Raw genomic sequence first — 15,868 nt, forward strand, 5'->3', positions numbered from 1 at the left:
GAGTAGGGAACTGCCAGGCATCAAATTCGTTCCTTTTCCCCTGACAAGGAAAGCAACAGGAACAGACGGTGATCAGCGCGTTGCTGAGAGCTGTGAAAGAATCGGTGGAGCGGTAGTTCAGTTGGTTAGAATACCTGCCTGTCACGCAGGGGGTCGCGGGTTCGAGCCCCGTCCGTTCCGCCACTTAATTGGAAAGCCCTGACTTAACGGTCAGGGCTTTTTCCATTGCAGCTAAATCAGCCCGGGAAGTTCGCGCACTGATTCCCATCGATCTGCAGGATCATGTTAACGACAGCTGATAATCTGAACATAAAGCAATAATCCCGTTGTCGATTCCACCATTACGAATGTGTTCGGTTAAACGCCGACAATGCCAGCCTCTTAAGCGTTCACATACGCTGTCGCTGCTCAGCTGTCCACTCAGTAAGAAAACGATAAAAGCCCGCACACAGGCTGGCTCACCCCAGTGTCGTAGCAGTCAACCGCATTAAGGCGCATCCCGACCGGCAGACGTAGTGACTGCAACGGTGCTCCCTCCGCCACTTCACAATCGATCATAAAGTCCGAAAGACGGCTAATATCCTTACCCAAAGACAGAGCTGATTAATTGTCTGCCCACTGACAGGGCTCAATGATGATAAAGACAACATCGCCTCCCGATCTGCCTCGATTTGCTTAGCGAGCGTAAAAGGGCTGCTTTATGCTGGAAATGCGTGATGAATTCCGACATTCACCTGCATCCATTGAAACCCCGGTCTAGAATCCCTATAACAGACAGGTGTTAACTGTATTTTTGAATCATCAGCCAGGCGGGAAAGTGCGCAAAAAAACTTATGCAATGCGATATGTAGCAGGACAACCAGTGGAACAGATCTTTCCACCTGGCGCGATGCTCCATCTCGGTCAGGCACTGCCTCCCGGCGCCCCGTTGCCAGCGCATCCAAACCTCAAGGTCCTGGTATGGAACATCTTTAAGCAGCAACGCGCGGATTGGATGTCAGTACTGGAAGGATTTGGTAAGGATGCACATCTTGTATTACTGCAGGAGGCGCAGACCACACCTGAACTGGTGGAGTTTGCGACCAGTAACTATCTGGCTGCCGATCAGGTGCCCGCGTTTGTGCTGCCTCAGCACCCCTCTGGAGTGATGACACTTGCCTCTGCGCACCCGGTCTATTGTTGTCCGTTACGTGAGCGAGAACCTCTGCTGAGGCTGTCAAAATCGGCACTGGTCACGGCTTACCCTCTGCCGGCCGGTGATATGCTGATGGTCGTCAACATCCATGCGGTTAACTTCAGCCTCGGTGTGGACGTTTACAGTAAACAGCTGGGACCTATTGGTGAGCAGATTATGCACCACCAGGGACCGGTAATTATGGCCGGTGATTTTAATGCATGGAGCCGTCAGCGCATCAATGCGCTCTACCGGTTTGCACAGCGGATGAAACTGGAAGAAGTCATGTTTACTGCCGACCATCGTCGTAAAGCGTTTGGCCGCCCGCTGGATTTCGTCTTCTATCGCGATCTCAGAGTGAGCGAAGCATCCGTACTGGTCACGCGCGCGTCCGACCATAATCCGCTACTGGTGGAGTTCAGTTCAGGACGTTAGTAAGAGACATTAAGGCTGCCAGCAGAAGGCAAGGGAAGGGGAGGGGAATGCGTAGACGGCGGCAGATGCATAAAAGAAAAAGGCTGACAATTGTCAGCCTTTTCAACGTATCAGGTATCAGGGGTTGCGTTATTATTCACAAACAGCGTTAAGTTATCGCCGGGTTGAATATCTTTCGCATTGTCCAGCACACTGTTCCAGCGCATCACGTCTTTAATATTGACGCCGTGATGACGGGCAATACTGTCAAGAGAATCACCCTTACGAACACGGTAGGTGATGCTGTTGCCGTTATCAGCCAGTCGGGTGCCATTCGAACCGATAGTCAGAGTCTGACCCGGTCGGATATCAGCACCGCGCAGGTTGTTTTCCTGCTTCAGTGTCGAGACGCTGACGCCAAGTTTAGCGGCGATACCAGAAAGCGTATCCCCACGTCGCACTTTATACCCGCCACTCGCGCTGGCTTTTGCAAGCTGCGTCGGCTGTACTGCTGCGATGTCACCGGAAGCCAGTGAGTTACGCAGTTTAGCGACGTTCGACTTCGGCACCATAATATAGTGCGGGCCGTTTGGCGCTGTTGCACCGCCTTTGTAGCCGGTATTGAAGCTCTTCAGTTTCGTGAGCGACATACCTGCCATTTCGGCAGCCTGCGTCAGCTGTATCTGCTGACCCACTTCCACTCGCGCCAGAGCACGACTTTCATTAGGTGTCGGCAGTTTGATACCGTAACGCTTGTTATTTTTGAGCAGTTCACTCAGAGCTAACATTTTAGGCACATACACGGTTGTTTCGCGTGGCAGCGATAAATGCCAGAAGTCAGTCGGCTTACCGCGCGCCTTGTTCTGCTTAATCGCTTTAAGCACACGTCCTTCACCACTGTTATAGGCGGCGATGGTTAATAACCAGTCACCGTCAAACATAGTGTTAAGACGCTGCATCATATCCAGCGCAACTTTCGTGGATGCGACCACATCACGTCGCCCATCGTAATACTGGTTTTGTTTCAAACCATAGTTTCGACCCGTAGCTGCAACAATCTGCCAGATGCCAGCGGCATTGGCGGATGACGTTGCCCGGGGGTCAAAAGCGCTCTCCACTATGGGTAGCAGTACCAGTTCCATCGGCATTTTACGTTTCTGTATCTGCTCGACTATCCAGTACATGTACGGCTCTGCCCGTAATGTTACATCGTGGAGATAGCTCTTATTTTTTAAAAATTTTCTTTTTTGTTCGCGGATTGCCGGGTTTTCCGGAATCCCCATCTTCAACTCGTCACTAATGAAACTCCAGAGATCTGCGTCTGCTGCGAGGCCAGTTCCATCTTCCTGCCATCGCGGCGACAAAAACTCGTCTCCGTACTTTCCATTTTCACCTTGACCAGCTGAAGACAGACTCTGTGCATGCTGTTCGGGAATATTGGCATCGTTCCTGGACGCCTGACATCCCACCAGCAAGACTGAGGCGAGTAATATCGCTTTAGCCTTCATATGTGTGTCAATAGTTCGCTTAAAAGACGAGCAACTATACGTGACGACTTTTCACAACACAACCCGAAAAATCAAAAAGCGTCTTTCTTCTCGCGTAGAACAGCAAATGTATGCCATAGCGGTTCATCAGAAACATTAACGTTTAAAGCGCGTTGTAAATCAACGTCTTGCGAACGGAGAAATAAATTAATTGACCGTTCGTGCGCCAGTTTTACAGGCAGACTAATGCCATTTTCAGCGCGTAAGTCCTTAATTTTCTGATATTCGGCCATTATTTGCGGGTCATGAGGCAGAATAGCCGCAGCAAACTTCAAATTGGATAAAGTATATTCATGCGCGCAACAGACTAAGGTTTCTCCTGGTAGCTGATTAAGCTTTTGAAACGAATCATACATTTGCTCTGCTGTGCCCTCAAAAAGGCGTCCACAGCCACCCGAAAAGAGGGTGTCGCCGCAGAAAAGATAAGGCGCACTGTAATATGAGATATGTCCTAAAGTGTGACCAGGAGTGTGGATCACGTCGAAAGTCAGCCCCAGAACCGTGACTTTATCCCCTTCGCTGACGATCGTTCTGGCTCCTTTGGCCTCGGTTTCCTGAGGGCCGTACACCTCCAGTTGCGGGAAATGCTCACACAGGGTTTTCACTCCACCGGTATGATCGTTATGGTGGTGAGTCAGCAGGATGGCGACCGGCTCCCAGCCGTTGGACGCCATTTTTTCTAACACCGGTTGGGCTTCGCCGGGATCGACAATCAGGCATTTACCTTGATCATCCGTCAGTGCCCAGATGTAGTTGTCCTGCAACGCAGGAATACTGGTAAGATTCATCATCACCTCTCGCAGGTCGTAGTAAAAGGAAGAGCGTAAAGCATGAAGCCCGCTAAATCACGCCAGATTCTGAACGCTCCGCTGTCATGGCGCGATATGCCGTGGGGAGAGTATTTCCGCGACGCGTTAACGCAGCAGCTTCAGCCTTACCTCGGAAAGCTATATGGCTTTCATATGCTTAAGCTTGGCAATCTCAGCGCAGAAATCAACACAGAAAATTGTGCTATTTCACATCAGGTCAATGTGGGCAGTAAAGGTGAGCAGTTGCAGGTGCTGGCCGACCCGATGCAGTTGCCGTTTGAGTCGAAGTCGGTGGATGCCTGTCTGATGGCCCATACGCTCGCCTGGAGCCAGGATCCTCATCGGGTATTGCGCGAAGTGGACAGGGTGTTAATCGATGATGGCTGGATGATCATCAGCGGTTTTAATCCCTTCAGCCTGCTTGGCGTGAGCAAAATGGTGCCGGGATTAACTCGCAAGGCGCCGTGGAGCGGACGGATGTTCAGCCAGATGCGGTTGCTCGACTGGCTGGGGCTGCTGAATTATGAAGTGGTTTATCGCACCCGGTTTCAGGTGCTGCCGTGGCATCGACAGGGCGGGAAACTGATCAGCGCCCACTTACCGGCGCTGGGCTGCCTGAATATTGTGGTGGCACGTAAACGCACCTTCCCGCTGCTGCCGACACGGGCAAAGAAGAGCCTGAGTACCAGCAAGATCCGCCAGACGGTCAACGCGACGCGTCAGTTCCGCAAGGCAGAGGATCAGGACTCGGCTTTATAACCGATATCTTCAAAGGCAGGGTTTTCAGCTGCAGTGCGGGCCAGCACGTCGCAGCGTTCATTTTCCGGATGTCCGGCATGCCCTTTAACCCACTCCCACTGAATTTTGTGGGTGCTGAGTGCTAAGTCGAGACGCTGCCAGAGATCGACATTCTTTACTGGCTTTTTATCGGCGGTTTTCCAGCCACGCTTTTTCCAGTTATGAATCCAGCTGGTGATTCCCTGGCGCACATACTGACTGTCGGTGCTGAGCACCACATCGCAGGGTTGAGTCAGCGCTTCAAGCGAAACAATCGCCGCCATCAACTCCATCCGGTTATTGGTGGTAAGGTGATAGCCCGCGCTGAACGTCTTTTCATGCTGACCGTAGCGTAAAATCGCACCATAACCGCCGGGACCGGGATTTCCGAGGCAGGATCCATCGGTGAATATTTCTACCTGTTTGCGCATCTCTGGTAGACTTCCTCTCAAAAACGCTAAGTCTGACATAAAACGGGTCTTATGAGCACTGCAAATAACCGCCAGATCGTTCTCGATACTGAAACCACCGGCATGAACATGATCGGGGTACATTATGAGGGGCACCGCATCATTGAGATTGGTGCGGTGGAGGTGATTAACCGTCGCCTGACCGGCAACAATTTTCATATGTATCTCAAGCCCGATCGGCTGGTCGATCCTGAAGCCTTTGGTGTCCACGGGATTGCAGATGAATTTCTTGCCGACAAGCCCGCGTTCAGCGAAATCGCTGATGAGTTTCTCGACTACATTCGCGGTGCTGAATTAGTCATTCACAACGCACCGTTTGATATCGGCTTTATGGACTACGAGTTCTCAAAGCTGAACCGTGGCATTGAGAAAACCGAAACCTTCTGCAAAATTACCGATAGTCTGGCGCTGGCGCGTCGTATGTTTCCCGGCAAGCGTAACAGCCTTGATGCGCTCTGCTCGCGTTATGAAATAGACAACACCAAGCGTACTCTGCACGGCGCACTGCTTGATGCCGAGATTCTGGCGGAAGTCTTCCTGACCATGACCGGTGGTCAGACGTCACTCTCGTTCTTATCGGAAAGTGAAAGTGCCCGTGAGGCGCAGGGAGAGAGCATTCAGCGCATCGTCCGTCCCGCCTCTGCACTGCGCGTGGTTACGGCCAGCGAAGAGGAAGTGGTTGCCCATGAGTCCCGTCTGGATCTGGTGATGAAAAAGGGTGGCAGCTGTCTGTGGCGTGGCTGAATGGCCTGTTTTTGTGGATAAAATCAACGCCAAGCTGAAAAAAACAGCAAACGATTTATTCACCTGGAAAAAGCGTTGACGCCGTAACAACCTGCCATTACTATGCGCCTCGTTCCCGACGGGGAACAAAGCGCGGAGCGGTAGTTCAGTTGGTTAGAATACCTGCCTGTCACGCAGGGGGTCGCGGGTTCGAGCCCCGTCCGTTCCGCCAATCTCTTTAAAAAAGCCGATTCAGAAATGAATCGGCTTTTTGCTGTCTGCTATTCAGCGACGGCTTGATTCTTCTGCGCCACTACCTCGCCATGCGCGCGGGTCACATCTTCAGCTTCACGATCTTCACGGGCGATAAAGCGATAGCAGCCCGCCGCCAGACCGGCACCAATGAACCAGCTGAAGTTCGCCACCTGATGCAGGGAAGGAATAAAACTAATCACCAGGCAGATCGCTACCGACGGCAGCAGCGCGCCAATCGCTTTGGGGTTAAAGCCACCGCGATACCAGTAACGACCAGATGGCGTGTCATTAAACAGATCGTCGACTGAGATACGGCCACGCTTAATCAGATAGAAATCGGTTAACAGAATCCCGAACAGCGGCCCGATAAAGGATCCCAGCACATCCAGGGTGTAGTGAATCAGCTCAGGCGACTGGAACAGGTTCCACGGCGTTAACAGCACTGAACCAACGGCGGCGATCATCCCACCGGTGCGGAAGCTGATTTTCTGTGGGGAACAGTTCGAGAAGTCAAACGCGGGTGAAACGAAGTTCGCCACGATGTTGATGCCGATGGTGGCGGTAATCATGGTCAGCAGGCCAATCGCGACCGCCAGATCGTTGCCGACCATGCTTACGGTTTCGATAGGATCGGTGATCATTTTGCCAAACAGCGACTGGGTGCCCGAGACAATCACCACCGTCACCACTGAGAACAGCAGGAAGTTAAACGGCAGGCCCCAGCGGTTGCCGCGACGAATCTCGGACATATTCTTGCCGTAGCGTGAAAAGTCACCGAAGTTCAGCAGCGGCCCGGAGAAGTAAGAGACCACCAGCGCCGTGGCCGTAATCATCTGCCAGGTCTGTTCGCCTGCGGTCAGCGATTTGCTGGCGAGGGTAAATGAGATGCCATCGAAACCGGTCTTGTATACAATCCAGCCCGCCAGTGCCACCATCACCACATAGACCGCCGGTCCAGCGACATCAATAAACCGCTTAATGGCGTTCATGCCGTGCCAGAACACCATCGCCTGCAGTAACCACATAATGCCGAAACAGCACCAGCCCAGCAGCGACAGGCCCAGCCAGTGTGGCACGGTCATTGATGTCAGCGACGGCGCAAACTTCAGCAGCACCAGCATCAGGGCATTCGCCGCCAGATAGGTCTGAATGCCATACCAGGCGAACGCGATCAGCCCGCGAATCACCGCCGGAATATTGGCGCCAAACACGCCAAACGCCTGACGGCAGATCACCGCATAAGGGACACCCGCCATCTGGCTCGGTTTCGCCACCAGGTTGGCACAGATTTGCACGATGCAAATCCCGGCCAGCAGGCAGAGCAGCACCTGCCAGCTGGCTAATCCCAGCGTGAAGAAACTGGCGGCTACCACATAGCCGCCCATGCTGTGCACATCGGACATCCAGAAAGAGAAGATGTTGTACCACGACCAGTTCTGATTGCGAGTCGGTGCCAGGTCTTCGTTACAAAGCCGTGGGCTGTAACGGGCACTGGCTTCAGAGGCCGCGCTGGCCACCGTTGATTGTTTTGGCATGAAACCTGCTCCTGTACCTGAAAGTGGAATGAATAATCTGGTAAGACGGTATTGCAGGATTCAGGCCAGATCTGTTTTCTTGTATACAATATTTATTTTTCACGTATACGATAGTGGCACACAGCGAGCGACCGGAGCAGGTAATGACGAGTAAAACAGGCCAGCGAGACGCCACTCATCTGCAGGACAAAGATGAAGGGATTTACCAGGCGTTGATGAACGCTATTGTTGAGCACCAGCTGCCGCCAGGCAGTAAATTGCCGGAAGAGGCACTTTCCGGGGTCTTTGGGGTGAGTCGCACCGGCATCCGCAAAGTGCTGCAGCGCCTCGCGGCGGTGCAGATGGTCACCCTGACGCCCAAACGTGGTGCGCAGGTGGCGACACCCGGCGTTGAAGAGGCACGTGACATCTTCTCAACCCGCAGTTTAATGGAGTGCGCCAATCTGCCTGCGGTACTGGCGCATCTGCAGCCTCCGCATCTGGCGGCACTGGAGCAGCTCATTGCACAGGAAAACCAGGCGCACGCCGATCATGATGGTCCGGCAGCCATCCGGCTTTCCGCCGCGTTTCATATTCAGCTACAGGCGATCTCCGGTAATCAGGTGCTCACCGGCATGGTGACCAGCCTGACTCAGCGCTCCTCACTGGTAATTGCCGCCTGGGGCGCGCCCTGGCAGCGCGGCTGTCGCTGTGACGATCACGCAAATCTTCTGGCGTTACTGCGCGCTCGTGCGCTGGAACCGCTGACTCTCGCGCTTCAGCATCACTTTGAGCACATCGTTTCCAGCCTGCACTTTGAGCGCAGCGGAGAAACCCTGCCCGATTTCTCCCGACTGTTTGCCTCAGTCTCTGGAGTCGCTTCATGAGTCTGATTCAGGTCATTAATCCCAACACCAGTCTGGCGATGACCGAAACTATCGCTCAGGCCGCGCGTGCGGTCGCCGCGCCGGGCACCGAAATTCTGGCGGTTTCGCCGTCGCAGGGTGTGCCCTCCATTGAAGGGCACTTCGATGAGGCGATCGCCGCCATCGGCGTGCTGGAGCAGATCAAGCTGGGCAGGGAGCAGGGTGTCAGCGGACATGTCATTGCCTGCTTCGGCGATCCGGGTTTACTGGCCGCACGCGAGCTGGCCAGCGGGCCGGTAATCGGCATTGCGGAGGCGGCGATGCATACCGCCACGCTGCTGGCGACACGCTTCTCCATTGTCACCACGCTGCCGCGCACGCTGGTGATTGCGCGTCATCTGTTGCAGCAGTATGGCTTTACCCATCACTGTGCCGCGCTGCATGCCATCGATCTGCCGGTACTGGCGCTGGAGGATGGCAGCGGTCTGGCGCAGGAAAAAGTGCGGCAGCGCTGTATTCAGGCGAAACGGGAAGATGGCAGCGGGGCGATTGTGCTGGGTTGTGGCGGAATGGCGACGCTGGCGGCTTCGCTGACCCAGGAGCTGGGCCTGCCGGTGATTGATGGCGTCAGCGCAGCGGTGAAAATGGTCGAGTCGCTGGTGGCGCTTGGTTTTGGCACCAGCAAACATGGCGATCTGGCCTGGCCTTTGCAGAAACCTCTCTCAGGTGCGTTTCAACATCTAAACTAACGGAACTTTCCCGAATCAAAACAGGTGGAGTAATGACTGACGCTGCAGAGAAGAAAGAGTACAGCTTTAACAAAAACTATCCGCGCGATTTAATCGGTTATGGCGCCAATCCGCCGCACGCCGCCTGGCCCAATAACGCCCGTGTGGCAGTGCAGTTTGTCCTGAATTACGAAGAGGGTGCAGAAAACAGTGTGCTGCATGGCGATGCGGGCTCAGAGCAGTTCCTCTCCGACATCATCGGTGCAGCCAGCTATACCGATCGTCACATGTCGATGGAGTCGCTGTATGAGTACGGCTCCCGCGCCGGCTTCTGGCGCATCCACAATGAATTTCAGAAACGTGGTCTGCCGCTAACCGTTTTTGGTGTGGCGATGGCGCTGGCGCGTCATCCGGAAATTGTCGAGGCGATTAAACAGGCGGACTACGATGTGGTCAGCCACGGCTGGCGCTGGATCCACTATCAGGGCATGGATGCAAAAACTGAACGTCAGCATATGCAGCAGGCGGTGGATGTGCTGGTGGATCTGTTTGGGAAAGCGCCAACAGGCTGGTACACCGGGCGCGACAGCCCGAACACCCGTCGGCTGGTGGTGGAGCAGGGTGGGTTCAGCTACGACAGTGACTACTACGGCGATGATCTGCCGTTCTGGACGCAGGTTACCTGCCAGGATGGCACGGTAAAACCGCACCTGGTTATTCCTTACACCCTTGAGTGCAACGATATGCGCTTTGCCTCGCCGCAGGGGTTTAACACCGCCGAACAGTTCTTCACCTATCTGCGCGACACCTTTGATGTGCTGTATGAAGAGGGAGAGACGGCGCCGAAGATGATGTCGGTCGGCATGCATTGCCGCCTGCTGGGTCGCCCTGGCAAATTCCGCGCGTTGCAGAACTTCCTCGATCACATCCAGCAGCACGACGACGTCTGGATCTGTACCCGCCAGCAGATTGCTGACCACTGGATCGCAACTCACCCGGCACCTTAAGCCAGTTCCGGCGCTTGCCCCGTTCTGAACGGGAGCAGCGCCGGATGCCGTCAGCTCATCAGACTGACCTGCGCCGCCACGATGCACCAGCCGTGGGGCATTCGTACCCAGGTCTGCTGCTGACGGCCAATCTTATCGCTGCCAGGGCGGGTAAATTCGGTGCTGCAGACCGCATAATCCTCGCCAAAAGTCGTAATCACGGTGTTCCGTAGCGTCCTGTTCAAACCGGCTGAAGGACGCGCGGCACGGAAGGCCCGAATTTCATCAATGCCATACAGATTCTCTCCCGCCCCGAGACGCACGGTTCGCGGGTCATGCCAGAACAGCGCATCCAGTTCTTCCACGTCATTGCTGACCAGCGCCTGCTCGTAGCGATAAAACTGCGCCGTTACCTCGGTGAGCACCTGCGGTAAATTAATCTCTCTGTTCATCAGGCTCCTGCCATATTCATTTGCGGCATCGTAATGCCCTTTTTTTCCAGTGCCCAGGCGGCGCGTAGTACTGCCTCTTCATTAAACGGACGGGCGATAAGCTGTAATCCAATCGGCAGGCCACTTCGGGTCGCCAGCGGCACGGTACAGACCGGCAATCCCAGGAAGGAGATCGGCTGCGTCAGCATTCCCATGCTCGCCTTGGCGGGCAGCGACTCACCCTGAATCGTCAGGGTTTGCTGACCGATAGTAATCGCGCTGCAGGGCGTCGCTGGGGCGATCAGCACATCGAACCGATCAAACAGCGGTAACACCTGCTGCTGAAAATGGCGACGGAAACGCTGTGCCTGCACATACCAGGCACCAGGCATCATGGCACCGGCCAGCAGACGCTCACGTGAGTTCGGTTCAAACTGCTCCGGCATCTGGCGCAGGGCAGGCAAATAGTGATTGCCGCCCTCGGCGGCGGTCATGATAAACGCCGCCGAGCGGGCCAGCTCCGCCTCCGGCATCAGCACCTCTTCCTGAGCCTCAAGCGCGGCTGCAACTGCCGCGACGGCCGCGCGGGCATCCTCATCGCACCAGCGGGCAAAAAAACCACCCAGTACGCCACAGCGCAATCCTTCGCTGCCCTGTGACAGCCCTGGCAGCGTCTCGGCCAGTGGACGGTCAGCCTGAAACGCGTCAGCGTGGTCTGCACCCTGCAACAGGTCATACACCAGTGCCAGGTCCTCAACCCGGCGCGCCAGTGGGCCGATGTGATCAAGGCTGGCGACAAACGGATGGCTGCCGCTGCGTGACAGACGACCAAAAGTTGGCTTAAGACCAAAAATACCGCACAGCGACGCGGGCACCCGAATCGAGCCGTTGGTGTCGGTGCCCAGTGAAAAGTGGACCAGCCCGGCGGCCACGGCGGCGGCTGAACCGCCTGAAGAGCCGCCCGCCACGCGGCTCAGATCGCGCGGATTGTGCGTCGCACCATAGTGGCTGTTTTCGGTGGTAAAACCATAGGCATAAGCATCCATGTTCAGCATGCCCGACAGCAGCGCGCCTGCGTGACGCAGTTTCTCCACGGCAAACGCATCTGCCTGGGCCGCAGGGCGATCGCGGAACAGGCTGGCACCGGCCAGTGTGCTGTGACCCGCCACATCAAACAGGTTTTTCACCGCATACGGGATGCCCGCCAGCGGTGGCAGGGTTTCGCCGCGCTGCCGCTGCGCATCAATCGCGCTGGCCTCTTTTAACATGCGCGGCCCGGTCACTTCCGTCCAGGCATTCAGCGCCGGATTATGCTGCTCAACGGCCTGCAGCGTGCTCTTCGCTACCTCCACCGCGCTGATCTCACCCTGCTGGATCGCCCGTTGCAGGCTCTGAATCGAAACATCACCTAATCTCATGCCTGGTATACTCCTGCCACTTCCAGCCGATCGTCCAGCGGAAACGCCATCAGCGGTGCCGCCATCTCCGCGATACGCGACAGCTGGATCAGCAGTTCAGCGCGGCGGGCGTCATCCAGTTCCAGTTGCAGTATCTGCTCCATATGGCCGATGTAGCTGGCCCAGTCGTGTTGATTCATGATTCGCTCCTGTTAAAAACCGGCAGCGCTGCCGTTACTGCGCGGATCGCTTGCGCCCTCAAACATGCCGTTGCTGTGACGCACGATGGCGCCCGCATGGCCCACGGATTCGCTGAAGTCCGGCAGCATTTCCACCTCATGTCCCCACAGACGCAGCATCAATACCGTTTCGTCGTCAAAACGGCCTTCCAGTTTCAGTGAGTCGGACGATTGACCCCAGGTCCGGCCCAGCAGCCAGCGCGGCGCACTGACCGCCTGCTGTAACGGCAGGCCCTGAATGACATGGCGGGTAAAAATCGCCGCCTGGGTCTGCGGCTGACCATCTCCGCCCATGGCGCCATACACCATTGTCCGGCCATCTTTCAGGCGCGCAGCGGCGGGATTCAGGGTATGAAACGGCTGCTTGCCGGGCGCAAGGGCGAGTAAGTGGTCAGGATCCAGGCTAAACGCCGCGCCACGGTTCTGCCAGGTAATACCGGTGCCGGGCAGCACCACACCACTGCCAAACTCGTGATAGATGCTTTGAATAAAGGAGACCGCCAGACCGCTGCTGTCCATCACGCCCATCCAGACGGTATCGCCCGGGCCGCGTCCGCTCCCCCAGGCTGCCGCCTCACCATCGGTGATCTGGCTGGCGAGTGTGGCAAGGTGATCGCTATCCAGCAGCGCCTGCAGATCTTCGGTGACGTGACGCGGATCGGTGATGTGTTTGTCCCGCAGCGCAAAGGCTTTCTTGGTGGCTTCAACGATGCGGTGCACCGTCTGCGCGTCATCAGCCTCCGCCATCGCCAGCCGGTCGGTGATGCCGAGGATGGCCAGCGACACCATGCCCTGCGTCGGCGGGGCGATATTCCAGATGTCGCCTTCACTGTGTGCGAGGTGCAGTGGCGTTGTGCGGCGGGCGCGATGCTGCTGCAGATCGTTCAGCGTCACCGGCATGCCCAGTGTCGCCATCTCGTCGGCCAGATGATGAGCCAGCGGGCCGCGATAAAAACTGTCGAGTCCCTCTTCGGTGAGCTGACTCAGGGTGTTCGCCAGTGCGGGCTGGGTAAAACGGCTGCCGGGCTGCGGCACCTCGCCGTCAGGCATAAACGTGGCGCTGAAGCCGGGTTGATGCTGCAACTCACTGCGAAACGTCGCGGTGGCGGCGCTCTGTGAAGCGGTCACCGGAATGCCGTCGGCGGCGTACCGAATGGCATCACGCAGCAGACGAGCCAGCGGCAGCGGCGGGGTGCCCATCTCCTTAGAGAGCATCAGTGCCTCCTGCCAGCCACTGACTGTACCGGCTACGGTCAGCGCCGCTTTCGGTCCGCGATGTGGAATTTTCGGGTGATCGGCGTAAAAATCGCGGTGAGCCAGTGAACCTGCTGCGCCGCTGGCGTCGATAGCGACAGGATCACCACCGGGCGGCAGAATCAGCCAGAAACCGTCGCCGCCCAGTCCATTCATGTGTGGATAGACCACCGCGATAGTTGCGGCGGCGGCCACCATCGCTTCAATGGCATTACCGCCATCACGCAGTACCGCGAGTGCGCTTTCACTCGCCAGATGGTGCGGCGTCACCGCCATCCCCTGCGGGGCCATATTGCTTTGAATCATCGTTTTCTCATTCTTCGGGTGACAGTACGCATAACAAAGCAAGAGCTGTTCCAGTTTTCACCCTGCGATGACAATGCGCCGGTTAACCTGGCGTAAATTGTGCTAGGTTTTGCTAAACAAAAGTGCTGAAACAAAAGTTACAGGACGCCTTATGCAACAGCTTGATGAACGACTCAGAAGTCACTATCCCCAGCTCTCGCCACAGGAACAGCGCATTGCTGACTTCGTGTTTGACCATTTCGATGACCTGATCAGCTACAACAGCGCCGAGCTGGCGCGGCTCAGTGGTGTGTCGAAAGCCACGGTCAGCAGGCTGTTTAAGCGTCTGGGCTACGAGAAATACAAAGATATGCGTGATGAGTTACGCATCCTGCGTCAGAGCGGCATGCCGCTGACAGATAATCGTGATGCCGTGCAGGGCAATACCTTGCTGGCACGCCACTATAAGCAGGAGATGGCGAATCTGACGCAGTGGGTTAACAGCCTGGATGCACAGCACTTTAACGAGGTTATTCAGCAGCTGTCGCAGGCAAAACGCATCTTTATCATCGGTATGCGCAATGCCTACCCGGTGGCGCTGCACCTGCGCCAGCAACTGGTGCAGGCGCGTTCACAGGTGCATATTCTGCCGCAGCCGGGCCAGACGCTGGCAGAGGAGCTGGTGGATATCACACCGGACGACATGGTCATCGTGATGGCCTTTCGTCGTCGTCCACGCATTATTCGCCCGCTGATGCAGCAGTTGCAGGCAGCCGGTATCCCGCTGCTGGCGCTGTGTGAGCCGCAGGCGCAGACGGTGATTACCCTGGCGCGGTGGCAGCTTTGTACGCCGCTGGATAGCGTCTCCGCTTTTGACAGTTACAGCGCGGCCATGAGTCTGGTTAACCTGATTGCTAATGCCCTGCTGCATGAAATGCTGGCTCAGGGACGTCAGCGGATTCATCAGATCGCTGACCTGTATCAGCAGTTTGACGAACTGGAGCACCGTTAGCAGGCACCGTTTTGGTGCTTTGCCCCATTTCAGAACACATCTTTCCCGGCGTAATCGTCCCGATTACGTCCAGTTTCAACGGAACTCTCTGCCGTCTAACCCTTTTTTAATTGCCACCCGCATTGGCACATTAGTTGCAGAATGCATCCCAAAGAATCTTTTGTTTCATGTTAATCTCACCGGGGTGCATAATGAAAAAAGTTTTAATGGCGGTAGCAGCTGCAGCATTACTGATGGCGCAGGCGGGAAGTGCGCTGGCCGATCAACTGCAGGACATCCAGAAGCGCGGTGTCATCCGCGTCGCTGTGCCGCAGGATTTCCCACCCTTTGGCTCGGTCGGCACTGACCTGCAGCCGCAGGGGTATGACATCGACACGGCGAAATATCTGGCAAAGCAGATGAAACTTAAGTTGCAGCTGGTGCCGGTCAGCAGTGCCAACCGCGTGCCTTATCTGCAAACTGACAAGGTCGATCTGGTTATCTCCAGCATGGGTAAAAATGCCGAGCGTGAGAAAGTGATCGACTTTACACGTGCCTATGCGCCGTTCTTCCTGGGCGTATTTGGTCCGAAAGGTGATGAGATCAAAGCGGCGTCGGCGCTGAGCGGCAAGTCGATTGGCGTCACGCGCGGTGCGGTAGAAGACATGGTGCTCAGCGACGTTGCGCCGAAAGATGCGCAGATAAAACGCTATGAAGATAACAACACCACGTTGTCTGCCTATCTCTCCGGTCAGGTGCAATATGTCGCCACCGGTAACCTGGTGGTCGCCGCGATTGCACGCCAGAATCCGGCTAAAGCGCCTGTCGCGCAGTTTATGCTGAAAGATTCACCCTGCTTTATCGGCCTGAAGAAAGATGAGCCTGCGCTGAAAGCGAAAGTCAATGCGCTGATTGAGCAGGGCATCAAAGATGGCACTCTGAATAAACTGTCAGAAGAGTGGCTCAAAGCGCCGCTGCCCGCCAACCTCGGCGCCTGAGGACGGATTC

General features: G+C 56.0%; 16 protein-coding genes and 2 tRNA genes. 10 read left to right on the top strand and 8 right to left on the bottom strand.

Annotated features, from left to right (window positions below; translation table 11 throughout):
- Nucleotides 1–106 precede the first annotated feature (106 nt).
- Together NP77_RS03035 and NP77_RS03040 are read left to right on the top strand one after the other, a co-directional pair.
- Nucleotides 107–183: transfer RNA gene (locus NP77_RS03035), tRNA-Asp, on the top strand.
- Nucleotides 184–817: 634 nt separating this feature from the next.
- Nucleotides 818–1,609, top strand: coding sequence for an endonuclease/exonuclease/phosphatase family protein (locus tag NP77_RS03040; protein WP_033762764.1), 792 nt, complete (start codon nt 818–820; stop codon nt 1,607–1,609).
- A gap of 110 nt (nt 1,610–1,719) precedes the next feature.
- On the opposite strand, the gene mltD is transcribed toward NP77_RS03040, so the two are convergent.
- Together mltD and gloB are read right to left on the bottom strand one after the other, a co-directional pair.
- Entirely contained in the window at nt 1,720–3,096 is a 1,377-nt protein-coding gene (gene mltD / locus NP77_RS03045; RefSeq protein ID WP_033742950.1) for a murein transglycosylase D, read from the bottom strand.
- Between the two features lie 71 nt (nt 3,097–3,167).
- Entirely contained in the window at nt 3,168–3,923 is a 756-nt protein-coding gene (gloB, locus tag NP77_RS03050; protein WP_003852545.1) for a hydroxyacylglutathione hydrolase, read from the bottom strand.
- Between the two features lie 42 nt (nt 3,924–3,965).
- Here gloB and NP77_RS03055 point away from each other — a divergent pair, with 42 nt between their 5' ends.
- Nucleotides 3,966–4,703, top strand: coding sequence for a class I SAM-dependent methyltransferase (locus NP77_RS03055; RefSeq protein WP_003852547.1), 738 nt, complete (start codon nt 3,966–3,968; stop codon nt 4,701–4,703).
- On the opposite strand, the gene rnhA is transcribed toward NP77_RS03055, so the two are convergent.
- Complete coding sequence (gene rnhA / locus NP77_RS03060; protein WP_003852549.1) at nt 4,685–5,152, bottom strand: ribonuclease HI; 468 nt, start codon at nt 5,150–5,152, stop codon at nt 4,685–4,687. The genes NP77_RS03055 and rnhA overlap by 19 nt on opposite strands.
- Before the next feature lie 51 nt (nt 5,153–5,203).
- On the opposite strand from rnhA, the gene dnaQ reads away from it, so the two are divergent.
- Together dnaQ and NP77_RS03070 are read left to right on the top strand one after the other, a co-directional pair.
- Complete coding sequence (gene dnaQ / locus NP77_RS03065) at nt 5,204–5,935, top strand: DNA polymerase III subunit epsilon (protein ID WP_003852550.1); 732 nt, start codon at nt 5,204–5,206, stop codon at nt 5,933–5,935.
- 134 nt (nt 5,936–6,069) lie between these two features.
- A tRNA-Asp gene (locus NP77_RS03070) sits at nt 6,070–6,146 on the top strand.
- Nucleotides 6,147–6,195: 49 nt separating this feature from the next.
- Here NP77_RS03070 and NP77_RS03075 read toward each other — a convergent pair.
- Complete coding sequence (locus NP77_RS03075) at nt 6,196–7,704, bottom strand: NCS1 family nucleobase:cation symporter-1 (RefSeq protein WP_003852551.1); 1,509 nt, start codon at nt 7,702–7,704, stop codon at nt 6,196–6,198.
- A 143-nt stretch (nt 7,705–7,847) separates the two neighbouring features.
- On the opposite strand from NP77_RS03075, the gene NP77_RS03080 reads away from it, so the two are divergent.
- From NP77_RS03080 to puuE, 3 genes are read left to right on the top strand one after another with little or no spacing between them, the layout of a single operon-like run.
- A complete protein-coding gene (locus NP77_RS03080; protein ID WP_039658997.1) occupies nt 7,848–8,570 on the top strand; it encodes a GntR family transcriptional regulator in 723 nt (240 codons plus the stop codon).
- Nucleotides 8,567–9,298: an allantoin racemase gene (gene hpxA, locus NP77_RS03085; protein WP_003852554.1), complete on the top strand. Its 732-nt coding sequence runs from the start codon at nt 8,567–8,569 to the stop codon at nt 9,296–9,298. Before NP77_RS03080 ends, hpxA begins: the two co-directional genes overlap by 4 nt.
- Before the next feature lie 32 nt (nt 9,299–9,330).
- Nucleotides 9,331–10,284, top strand: coding sequence for an allantoinase PuuE (gene puuE / locus NP77_RS03090; RefSeq protein ID WP_039658999.1), 954 nt, complete (start codon nt 9,331–9,333; stop codon nt 10,282–10,284).
- 50 nt (nt 10,285–10,334) lie between these two features.
- On the opposite strand, the gene hpxZ is transcribed toward puuE, so the two are convergent.
- Genes hpxZ through NP77_RS03110 form a run of 4 tightly spaced genes read right to left on the bottom strand, consistent with a single transcriptional unit; the run spans nt 10,335 to nt 13,890 of the window.
- The gene (hpxZ, locus tag NP77_RS03095; protein ID WP_003852558.1) at nt 10,335–10,715 is read right to left on the bottom strand and encodes an oxalurate catabolism protein HpxZ; all 381 of its coding nucleotides are present in this window, start codon (nt 10,713–10,715) and stop codon (nt 10,335–10,337) included.
- The gene (locus NP77_RS03100) at nt 10,715–12,112 is read right to left on the bottom strand and encodes an AtzE family amidohydrolase (RefSeq protein ID WP_039659000.1); all 1,398 of its coding nucleotides are present in this window, start codon (nt 12,110–12,112) and stop codon (nt 10,715–10,717) included. The genes hpxZ and NP77_RS03100 overlap by 1 nt, the downstream gene beginning before the upstream one ends.
- Nucleotides 12,109–12,291 carry an oxalurate catabolism protein HpxX gene (gene hpxX / locus NP77_RS03105; RefSeq protein WP_003852562.1) on the bottom strand — a complete coding sequence of 61 codons (183 nt, stop codon included), beginning with the start codon at nt 12,289–12,291 and terminating at the stop codon, nt 12,109–12,111. The genes NP77_RS03100 and hpxX overlap by 4 nt, the downstream gene beginning before the upstream one ends.
- 12 nt (nt 12,292–12,303) lie before the next feature.
- Nucleotides 12,304–13,890, bottom strand: a complete 1,587-nt coding sequence (locus NP77_RS03110) for a gamma-glutamyltransferase family protein (RefSeq protein WP_039659002.1) — start codon at nt 13,888–13,890, stop codon at nt 12,304–12,306.
- A 151-nt stretch (nt 13,891–14,041) separates the two neighbouring features.
- Between NP77_RS03110 and hpxU the strand changes: the two genes are divergently transcribed.
- Together hpxU and NP77_RS03120 are read left to right on the top strand one after the other, a co-directional pair.
- On the top strand, nt 14,042–14,881 hold the full coding sequence (hpxU, locus tag NP77_RS03115) for a MurR/RpiR family transcriptional regulator HpxU (RefSeq protein ID WP_039659004.1): 840 nt from the start codon (nt 14,042–14,044) through the stop codon (nt 14,879–14,881).
- Nucleotides 14,882–15,072: 191 nt separating this feature from the next.
- Nucleotides 15,073–15,858 (top strand): transporter substrate-binding domain-containing protein, encoded by a 786-nt coding sequence (locus NP77_RS03120; protein ID WP_003852569.1) that lies wholly within the window; start codon nt 15,073–15,075, stop codon nt 15,856–15,858.
- Nucleotides 15,859–15,868: the final 10 nt, after the last annotated feature.

This window comes from Pantoea sp. MBLJ3 (assembly GCF_000816655.1).
GTDB lineage: Bacteria > Pseudomonadota > Gammaproteobacteria > Enterobacterales > Enterobacteriaceae > Pantoea > Pantoea eucalypti.

Excerpts from the sequence above, each read along its gene's own strand:
- mltD (WP_033742950.1), bottom strand. The coding sequence starts at position 3,096 with ATGAAGGCTAAAGCGATATTACTCGCCTCAGTCTTGCTGGTGGGATGT.
- gloB (WP_003852545.1), bottom strand. The coding sequence starts at position 3,923 with ATGAATCTTACCAGTATTCCTGCGTTGCAGGACAACTACATCTGGGCA.
- NP77_RS03055 (WP_003852547.1), top strand. The coding sequence starts at position 3,966 with ATGAAGCCCGCTAAATCACGCCAGATTCTGAACGCTCCGCTGTCATGG.
- rnhA (WP_003852549.1), bottom strand. The coding sequence starts at position 5,152 with ATGCGCAAACAGGTAGAAATATTCACCGATGGATCCTGCCTCGGAAAT.
- dnaQ (WP_003852550.1), top strand. The coding sequence starts at position 5,204 with ATGAGCACTGCAAATAACCGCCAGATCGTTCTCGATACTGAAACCACC.
- NP77_RS03075 (WP_003852551.1), bottom strand. The coding sequence starts at position 7,704 with ATGCCAAAACAATCAACGGTGGCCAGCGCGGCCTCTGAAGCCAGTGCC.
- NP77_RS03080 (WP_039658997.1), top strand. The coding sequence starts at position 7,848 with ATGACGAGTAAAACAGGCCAGCGAGACGCCACTCATCTGCAGGACAAA.
- hpxA (WP_003852554.1), top strand. The coding sequence starts at position 8,567 with ATGAGTCTGATTCAGGTCATTAATCCCAACACCAGTCTGGCGATGACC.
- puuE (WP_039658999.1), top strand. The coding sequence starts at position 9,331 with ATGACTGACGCTGCAGAGAAGAAAGAGTACAGCTTTAACAAAAACTAT.
- hpxZ (WP_003852558.1), bottom strand. The coding sequence starts at position 10,715 with ATGAACAGAGAGATTAATTTACCGCAGGTGCTCACCGAGGTAACGGCG.
- NP77_RS03100 (WP_039659000.1), bottom strand. The coding sequence starts at position 12,112 with ATGAGATTAGGTGATGTTTCGATTCAGAGCCTGCAACGGGCGATCCAG.
- hpxX (WP_003852562.1), bottom strand. The coding sequence starts at position 12,291 with ATGAATCAACACGACTGGGCCAGCTACATCGGCCATATGGAGCAGATA.
- NP77_RS03110 (WP_039659002.1), bottom strand. The coding sequence starts at position 13,890 with ATGATTCAAAGCAATATGGCCCCGCAGGGGATGGCGGTGACGCCGCAC.
- hpxU (WP_039659004.1), top strand. The coding sequence starts at position 14,042 with ATGCAACAGCTTGATGAACGACTCAGAAGTCACTATCCCCAGCTCTCG.
- NP77_RS03120 (WP_003852569.1), top strand. The coding sequence starts at position 15,073 with ATGAAAAAAGTTTTAATGGCGGTAGCAGCTGCAGCATTACTGATGGCG.